This window comes from Acidobacteriota bacterium (assembly GCA_039030395.1).
Classification (GTDB): domain Bacteria; phylum Acidobacteriota; class Thermoanaerobaculia; order Multivoradales; family JBCCEF01; genus JBCCEF01.
The window spans coordinates 137,367-145,474 of the sequence record JBCCEF010000012.1 but is presented as its reverse complement, the minus strand read 5'-3'; the positions used below and the strand labels follow the sequence as shown (position 1 = coordinate 145,474).

Genomic DNA, 8,108 nt, shown 5'->3' with positions numbered 1-8,108 from the left:
TGACCCCACCAGGCCCTCGTAGCCGCGCGAAAGGGTCTCCTGGATGCGCCCAGGCGTCAGGTAGTCCGGGAAATCCCCGGGGCCGGGCAACGCCGCCAGGCCGCTTTGCCACAGGAACTGGAAGTAGCGGGCCGGCTCCAGGACCGTCGGCTCCGGCGGGGGATTCGGGAGGTCAGAGTGGGTGAGGCGGTACATGGAAGCTCCTTGAATAGTTGTTTCCGTTCGCACTAGCGAGTTCGAACGATCACTGATTTTGCGAAACCATAGATGAGACTTGATCACTTGTCAAGGAGAAAATGATCTGAAATCATTTCTTGACAGGAGTGCGCTTGAACTACATACTGATAGCTAAGTGAGAGAGAATCTAATGAAAGCTGATCTTTCCCAGGCGCTGCGAGATCTACGGAAGTCCCGCGGCATTTCCCAGAAATTCATCGCCCAGCAGGCCGGAGTGAGTCCCGGAGCCATTAGCCACATCGAACGCGGGGAGTCGAATCCCACCGTCGAGAATCTTCAGCGGATCCTCACGGCGCTCGGTTGCGACTGGCTCGATTTGGCGTGTGCCTTGGGCCACGAAGGAAAGCTGGAGAGCACCCGCGAGTTGCTGGAGGAACGTTTCGGGGTACCGGTGGGTGACTCCGCCGAGGCGATCTCCGCCAATCTCCGTAGTCGGGTGAAACGGGCCACGGACAACGCTGCCCGCACGATCGCGAAGGCCCTGCACGAGGCGGCGGACAGCGTTGCCGAGGGCATCGCTGAGGATGCGGCAGAGCGCCAGGCTGGCGACGGCCGGCAGTAGAACCATCGAGGAGCGGATGGTCAGAGCAGAAGATTTGATGGGGTGTGACTACGGTGAGCAGCGCCGCCTGATCTTGAAGGCCGCGGTGGATGAGCGGCTGGTGGCGGCGGTGTTGCGTGAGGCCTTCGCCTTGCGCTCGAAGGACCCGGAGCAGGCGCGCAACTGGTGCCATCTCGCGGTCCTCGCCGCGCGCCGCCTGCCGACCTCCGGGGCAAAGGACTTGCTGCCGCAATGCCTTGCCAACCTGGGCAACGCCCACCGAGTACTGCGCGACTTTGAGCGCGCCGGCGAATTGCTACGCGAGGCGGAATTCCTAGCGGAGGGCGCGGCGCCGCTGATTCAGGCGGAGGTGGCTTCGCTCTACGCTTCGTATCTGACCGATGTGCGTCAGCTTGCCGCCGCCGAGGCAAGGCTGCGTGAGGCCGAAGCGCTCACCGCGCGGTGGGGATCACGTCACGACTTGGGCAAGCTCAAGGTGCAGAGGGCCTACATTCAGGAGATTCAGGGGCGAACCAAGGAGGCCATTGAGACGCTGACCGAGGCCATGAACCTTCTTGAAGGGGAGCGGGATTTGCTGCTCTTGCTCATGACCCTCCACAACCTCGCAGACATGCTCTTGAGTCTAGGAGACTTCAAACAAGCCTGGAGCGTGTTTGAAAGCGTCTCGGACGATGCGTACTGCAAACTAGGTGGTGCAAAGGGCAGGTGGCTAAGACTTTGGTTGAAGGGCCGGCTGATGGCCGGAGAACGTCGCTGGCACTCTGCTAGCTTGGCCTACGAAGAGGCTCGGCAACTTCAAGGTTCTGACGCCGGCTGCTTGGACCGGGCGATTCTCGAACTCGACTTGGTCGAAGCCAATGTCGAACTTGGAGATCTAGGCCGAGCAATCGAAGGAGCTAAACGCGCAAGCTCCCTTTGTTCGAGGCTTATGGTTGGACCCGAACTTCTTGTGGCCCTTTGCGCCCTCGCTAGCTTCCGGCCGAAGGAAGCCCGAGAGGAGAAGTTCTTGACTCCTCTCAGGCAGGTTCGAAATGACCTTAGGGGATATCTCTACCCGTTTGGATCCCAACCCGAGCCCTGCTCGTTGTCGCCTGACCCTTGTGTGTCCTGATTGGAGTCCGAGCCTAACCCCAACCACTTCAGAATCAACTCCCACATAGCTCACGCCTCCTTGCCGAGGTCCCGGCAGGGCCTCCATGGCCCCCCAGGCCACAGTCCCTCGCATCATGCCACCCGGGACACTCGGTCGCGAGCAAGTTGTGCTGTCCAAAGGATTTGACGGCCTCGAGGTCCCCCGGTTTCGGCCGTGTTTTTTGGGGGCGGCACTGGATGCGTGTACGCCCTGCTATTCTGCCGCCTCCATGAAATTCCCTCATCGGTGTGGCCGCAAACCACTGCGGCCGAGCCTCTCCCGGAGCCTGCCGTAGGTGCTCGCGAACTGGACGACTTGGGCCGGCTGGTGGGTCGCCGTCGGGCTCCCGCTGCTTCATGTCTTCGGTGCCCTGAGCGCGATCGATGCGGTGATGAAGGCGAGAACACCGCAGGGTGCCAGCGCCTGGGCGCTGGCCCTGGTGTTGATGCCGACCCTGGCGCTGCCGCTCTATTGGGTCTTCGGTCGTTCCCATTTCGAGGACTACGTAGAGGCACTGCGCGTTTTTGACGATGAAGTGGAGAAAAATCTCGACCAAATCCAGCAAGCCCTGTCGCCCTGGGCCGTACCGCCGGAGGCGGCGGACGATCCGCGCACCGAAACGGAGCTGCGGGGCTTCGCTCAGCTCGCCCGCCTGCCCGTTCTGAAGGGCAATGCGCTGCGCCTGTTGGTGGACGGCGAAGCGACCTTCGAATCCCTGTTCGAAACCATTGACGGGGCGGAGGAGTACCTGCTGGTCCAGTTCTACATCGTCCACGATGACCAGGTCGGCCGGGCTTTCAAAGCTCGCCTGAGGGCCGCCGCCGAGCGAGGTGTCCGGGTGTACTTCCTGTACGACGAAGTGGGAAGCCATGCCCTGCCGGGGGCTTTCCTGCGGGAGCTGCGCGACGCCGGTGCGCAGGTTTCCGCTTTCAGCGGCGAGCGAAGCTGGCTGGGGCGCTTTCGGCTGAATTTCCGCAACCACCGCAAGATCGTCGTGGCCGACGGCCGGGTGGGATTGGTCGGCGGGCTGAATGTGGGGGATGAGTACCTCGGCCATGATCCGCGCCTGAGCCCATGGCGGGATACCCATCTGCGGGTCGAGGGACCGGCGGTGGTCGGGCTGCAGTATTCCTTCGTCCGCGACTGGTACTACGGGCAGGGTCACGCGCCGGCGGTGAGTTGGGATCTACAGGTGAGCGAACGGGATCAGCATGCCCTCATCCTCGCTTCCGGACCGGCGGATCGGCTGGAAACCTGCGGCCTGCTCTACGCCCAGGCAATCGACGCGGCGGAGGAGCGCATCTGGATTGCCTCGCCCTACTTCGTGCCCGACGGCCGCATCCTCGGCGCATTGCAGACGGCGGCTCTGCGCGGGGTGGAAGTGCGCATTTTGATGCCTCGCAACAGCGACTCCCTGCTCTTCAAGTGGGTGCCCTACGTGTCTCTCTCGGAGATCGAGCGGGTGGGGGTCGAGGTCTACCTGTACGACGAGGGTTTCATGCACCAGAAGGTAGTGCTGGTGGATCACGCCTATGCCGGAGTGGGCTCGGCGAACTTCGACAATCGCTCCTTTCGGCTCAACTTCGAGGTGACCTGCCTGGCGCACGACGAGACTTTTTGCCGCGAAGTGGAGGAGATGCTGGAGGCCGACTTTGAGCGCTCGACCCGGGTGACCGAGAAGGATCTCTTGGAGAAGTCCTTCTGGTTCCGCTTGGCGGCCCAGGGTACCCGGCTCCTGGCGCCCATCTTGTAACTTCACTTTTCTTTTGGACCAACGAAGAGCGGAGCGCCGAAGCGCTCCGCTCAGATCCTTCGACTGCCGAACTGCCGAGTTGGCTACTCGGTGACAGCGCGGCGGGCGTTCACCTGGCCGTAGCCGAAGAACGGGTCACGCCCCGGGTCGCCGAGGTCGTCGGCGGTGTCGCGGATCTGGCGCCAGATCTGCCAGCCGCGCAGGTTGCCGCCGTGCAGCGAGTCCACGAGCGCCGCGATGCCCGCCACGTTGGCGGTGGCGCCGAGGGTTCCCGCGCCGTTGACCCAGCCCGGGCCGCCGGTGATGCAGGTGGCATCGAGGGCCTCGACGAAGCGGGTGAAGCGGCTGCAGGGGCCCCAGATCGCGGTGGTCAGCTCGGCGGTGAAGGGGAACTCGCCGCCCGGAGCGGCGATGTCGACGATGGTGAAGCCGTAGTTGTTGAAGTTGCCGAAGCGGTTACCCACGGCGGTGCCGGAGACGCCGATGGCGCCGGCCTGGGCCGGCAGGATGCGGTCGTTGCCGTCGGCATCGGCGTCGATGCCCTCACGGAAGGGCATGTTGGGGTCGACGCCGGCTTCGGCGACGACGAAGGCACCGCGGAGCTTGGCATAGCCCACCGCAAGGCGCAGCAGGAAGGTCGCCAGGCGATCTTCCGGATTGTCCAGGCTGAGGTGCGGGTAGAAATGGTAGGGAATGGCGATGATGTCGGCGCGAATGTGGCTGGCGTAGAGAATGCCAGCGATCATGCGGCCGATGGAGGACTGGAGATTCTTGTCGACCACTTTGACCATCACCGTCGTCGAGTTGGGAGCCACGCACGGGCTGCCGATGGCGTTGCAGGCGATGGTGCCGGCCACCAAGGTGCCGTGGAAGTGCCGGTCGGCGATCGGCAGGGCGCCGGGGAAGAGGTTCTCGATCTCCGAATTCTCCTCGATCATAAAGGAGACACTCTTCTCGAGGTCGACGGTCCCTTCGATGTCGATGTGGGTGTAGTCTACGCCGGTGTCGAGGATCGCCGTCACCACTTCCGGAACGCCTAGAGCGCCGGTGGCCCAGGCGCCCGGCGTGTCCATCTGAAGATAGCTCCAGTTGAAGAATGGCCAGAATGCCGCGAGGGACGGGTCGGTCACCAGGGTGCGCGCACTGGCGGTGCCGGCGCGCAGGGAGTTGCGCTGAGCGTTGTAACGGGCGACCGCCTGGTCGCGGCCCCAGCCGATGACGGCGTTGAGATCCTCGCCGACGAGGGGCGCCTTGACGGCGGTCTGGTCCGGGCGGATCCAGATGTCCTTCTGAACCGACTGTACGGCGTTATGGGCCTTCAGCCGCGGCGCGAAATCCGGATCGAGGGAGTGAACGGCCATCAGGCCGATCTCCAGGTGGTCGCGGGTGACCGTGCCGCCGGCCTCTTCGATGATGGCGCGGGCGCGTTCGCCCTTGACCTGGCCGACTTCGAAAGTCACCAGATAGTCGTTTTCCGCCAGCACCTTCGTTCCGCCGACGGCGGACGCCGACATGGGCACCGCGAGAACGGCGAGTAGCGTGAGACAACAGAACAGTTTACGACTCATCTCATAATCTCCTAGGGGTTGGGTGGTCGATCTAGATGGCTACTAGAGGTCAAGTCTCGGGCATGCCGTGGAGAATCCCCGGTCAAGGCCTTCCTCGGGAACACGGCGCACAGGAGGGCGCAAACTTGAACTCCGAAACATCCATAAGTAGGAATTAGTGAGTATTTGCATCTCTGCATTCTTGGTGCCTGTAGCTGGCTGAACCGTGACGAGAAATCGCCCTGAGCCGCCACGGTGCGAAGCCGCACCGGATCATGGATTTATATTAATTCAAACATGTGCATTTCTCAAGTAAGTGCGTTGATCAAGGCCTGGCCTCTGGGCGTTGGTCTTAGGGCCTAGCGGTGACCGGTAAAGAGGACCGGTCCTGCGGCTCGAGGCGCAGGGTGTGGACCGACGGGCCGGGTAGGAAGGGCGTCGCCTCACCGCTTTCCCAAGCCTCGTGGGCGTCTCCGTAGTGCGGCGAAAGTAGGTGGCCGCTCTGGCCGCCGGGCATGTGAAAAATGCCCTCTTCTTCGCGCCCCGGGGCGACCACCATGCGCTGCGACGCGCCGTATCCGGGCTGCTGAACGCGGGGCATGTTGAAGTCTCCCGGCAGCGCCTCCACCGGTGGGTTCAGCCATCGGCCGAGCCACGGCACGCCGAGGGTGAGCGGGTGGTGCAGGGTGACCTGGTTGAATCCGCCCCAGGTGAGGCTGTCGAGGGGAATGCCGGCCTCCTCGTAGTAGCCCAGGAGTTGGTCGACGGTGGCTAGAATCTGCTCCCGCCAGGTGGCGTATTCGGGGTTGAGCAAATGGTCCGGCCGTTCCGTCACCAGACGCCAAATGGGACCCTCTACCCGCGGTAGGGCATTCAGGTAGGCCCAGGTCGGGTCGTCTTCGGAGGCCGGCGCCGTCAGGTGTTGGAGCAAGTCGGTGACCAGAAACTGCCGCGCGCCCCGCACCAGGCGGTAGGAGGTGGAGCCGACCTCGGCGCGGCCTTCCCAGGGCTCGATCAGCGCCCGGAACTCCTGCCGGCGGGGATTGCCTTCGAGGGCCGAGGCATCGAGTTCGGCCAGCAGGAGATCCCGCCAGCGGGTGAGGAAGCGGGCGTCGGTATCGAGCTGAACGGCCAACAGATCCTGCTCGTCGGCGCGGTCGAGGGCGGTGAGCCGGTCCCGGATGATGCCCGCCCGGGCGCCGGTCACGTAGCCGCCGTTGCCGATCAGCCTCAAGTCCGGGCCGTCGACCATGCGGTTGTTGGCGCTCCACAGTTGGCCGCCGGGCGGGTTGACGATGCGTGGCGTTTCCTCCGGCGGCACCAGGCCGTCCCAGCGGGCGGTGCCGTCGGACCAGGAGACCGGTACCTGGCCGTCGTGGCCGACTCGCTGGGGCAGTCGGCCGGCGATGGTCCAGCCGATGGTGCCGTCGGCACCGGCGAGGAGGATGTTCTGGGCCGGCAGGCCGCTCTCGGTCGCCACCGCGATCGCCTCCTCGACGGTGGCGGCGGACTCCATGCCGATCAAGCCGAAGCCCACCGCTTCCACATCGTGGGCGATCCAGCGGAGGGCGCGCCGCCGGCCGTCCGGACCGTCGTCGATCACCGGCCCCCATACCGTCGACAGCACTTCCAGCCGCTCCTCGCGACCGCCCTGCGAGGCGATCACCTCCGTCGCCCGATCGAAGCGGCGGGAGCCTTGCGGAGTGAGGTAGGCGCCGGGATCGTCCGGATCGAGATCGAGGAGCACCACGTCGCTGGTGTCGGCGCGGCTGTTGGTGAAACCCCAGGCGACTTTGCCGTTGCTGCCGATCACCACCAGCGGGGCGCCCGGCAGGGTGCCGCCGGTAACCTCGTGGCCGGGCCATTCGAGGCGCGCCCGGTACCAGATGTTGGGCATGGCGAGAGGCAGGTGCATGTCGTTGGCGAGAAGAGCCACGCCGTGCTCACTGCGCTCGCCGGTCATCACCCAGGCGTTCGATCCGGCAACGGCCAGGCCGTAGTCTGCTCGGTTCTCCGGCGTGAAGCGCGCCGCCTTGACCTCGTCCTCGGGGAGTTCCGGCTCGGGCAGCGCCGGCGGGGCGCCCGGCAGCAGAGCCTCGGCGGTGGGGATCTCCGGTACCGTGAAGGCTTCGCCGACGAGCGGCGCGTCCCAGGCGCTGCCCTGGCTGGCCAGGAAATCGAACAGAGCCGGCGGCAAGCGCTGATGCATCAGGCCGAGGCCGTCCTCCACGTCGATGCCGAAGCGCTGCAGCAGATCGAACATCGCATAGAGGGTCAACACCGAGTCTTCCGCTTGCCACGGGCGGGGTCCCTGGCGCAGCAGGTGATACTCCGGCGGGCTCGATCCCAACTGGCCGAGGCCGGCGTTCACTCCTTGGGCGTAGGCCTCCAGCAGCCGTCGGATGCGCGGCGGGCTCTGGCCGAGCACCTGTGTGGCGCGGTCGCGGAAGCGGTGGATGCGGGCTCTGCGGTCCACCGGCAGCACCGCCGGTCCAAAGATCTCCGCCAGCTCGCCGGCCGCCTGGCGCCGCTGGAGGTCCATCTGGAAAAACCGCTCTTGGCCGTGCAGGAAGCCCAGGGCATAGGCCAAATCCCGCCGGTTCTCGCCGCGTAGCCGCGGCACGCCTAGGGCGTCGCGCTCGATGGTCACCGGGCTGTCGAGCACCTCCGAAGAGAAGCTCCCCTCGAGCAGCGGCAGGCTGGCGCGGAGTTGGCCGTTGAACCACAGACCACCGCACAGCAGCACCAGCAGAATGGGCACGAGGACGACGGCGGCGACCAGGGTGGTAGTGCGAAGAAAGCGAGACGTTCGGCCGGTGAGGGGTTTCGGGAGCATGGGTGCCTCGGGCAGCGTGTGAGGGTGTCGGTTACTCAATC

Annotated in this window: 6 protein-coding genes; 3 read left to right on the top strand and 3 right to left on the bottom strand. The window is 65.1% G+C overall.

From position 1 onward, the window contains the following. Nucleotides 1-195, bottom strand: a 195-nt coding sequence (locus AAF481_13010; GenBank protein ID MEM7482088.1) for a hypothetical protein, incomplete at its 3' end; no start/stop codon positions are given. A gap of 172 nt (nt 196-367) precedes the next feature. Here AAF481_13010 and AAF481_13005 point away from each other — a divergent pair. The 3 genes from AAF481_13005 to cls all read left to right on the top strand — a co-directional run bounded on the left by AAF481_13005 (nt 368) and on the right by cls (nt 3,684). Beyond that, nucleotides 368-799, top strand: a complete 432-nt coding sequence (locus AAF481_13005) for a helix-turn-helix transcriptional regulator (GenBank protein ID MEM7482087.1) — start codon at nt 368-370, stop codon at nt 797-799. A gap of 73 nt (nt 800-872) precedes the next feature. Next, nucleotides 873-1,910, top strand: a complete 1,038-nt coding sequence (locus AAF481_13000; GenBank protein MEM7482086.1) for a tetratricopeptide repeat protein — start codon at nt 873-875, stop codon at nt 1,908-1,910. Between the two features lie 316 nt (nt 1,911-2,226). Continuing rightward, nucleotides 2,227-3,684: a cardiolipin synthase gene (gene cls / locus AAF481_12995; protein MEM7482085.1), complete on the top strand. Its 1,458-nt coding sequence runs from the start codon at nt 2,227-2,229 to the stop codon at nt 3,682-3,684. A gap of 83 nt (nt 3,685-3,767) precedes the next feature. Here cls and AAF481_12990 read toward each other — a convergent pair whose 3' ends face one another. Both AAF481_12990 and AAF481_12985 read right to left on the bottom strand, forming a co-directional pair. Continuing rightward, a complete protein-coding gene (locus AAF481_12990; protein MEM7482084.1) occupies nt 3,768-5,252 on the bottom strand; it encodes a S8 family serine peptidase in 1,485 nt (494 codons plus the stop codon). A 331-nt stretch (nt 5,253-5,583) separates the two neighbouring features. Further along, the gene (locus AAF481_12985; GenBank protein MEM7482083.1) at nt 5,584-8,067 is read right to left on the bottom strand and encodes a penicillin acylase family protein; all 2,484 of its coding nucleotides are present in this window, start codon (nt 8,065-8,067) and stop codon (nt 5,584-5,586) included. Nucleotides 8,068-8,108 lie beyond the last annotated feature (41 nt).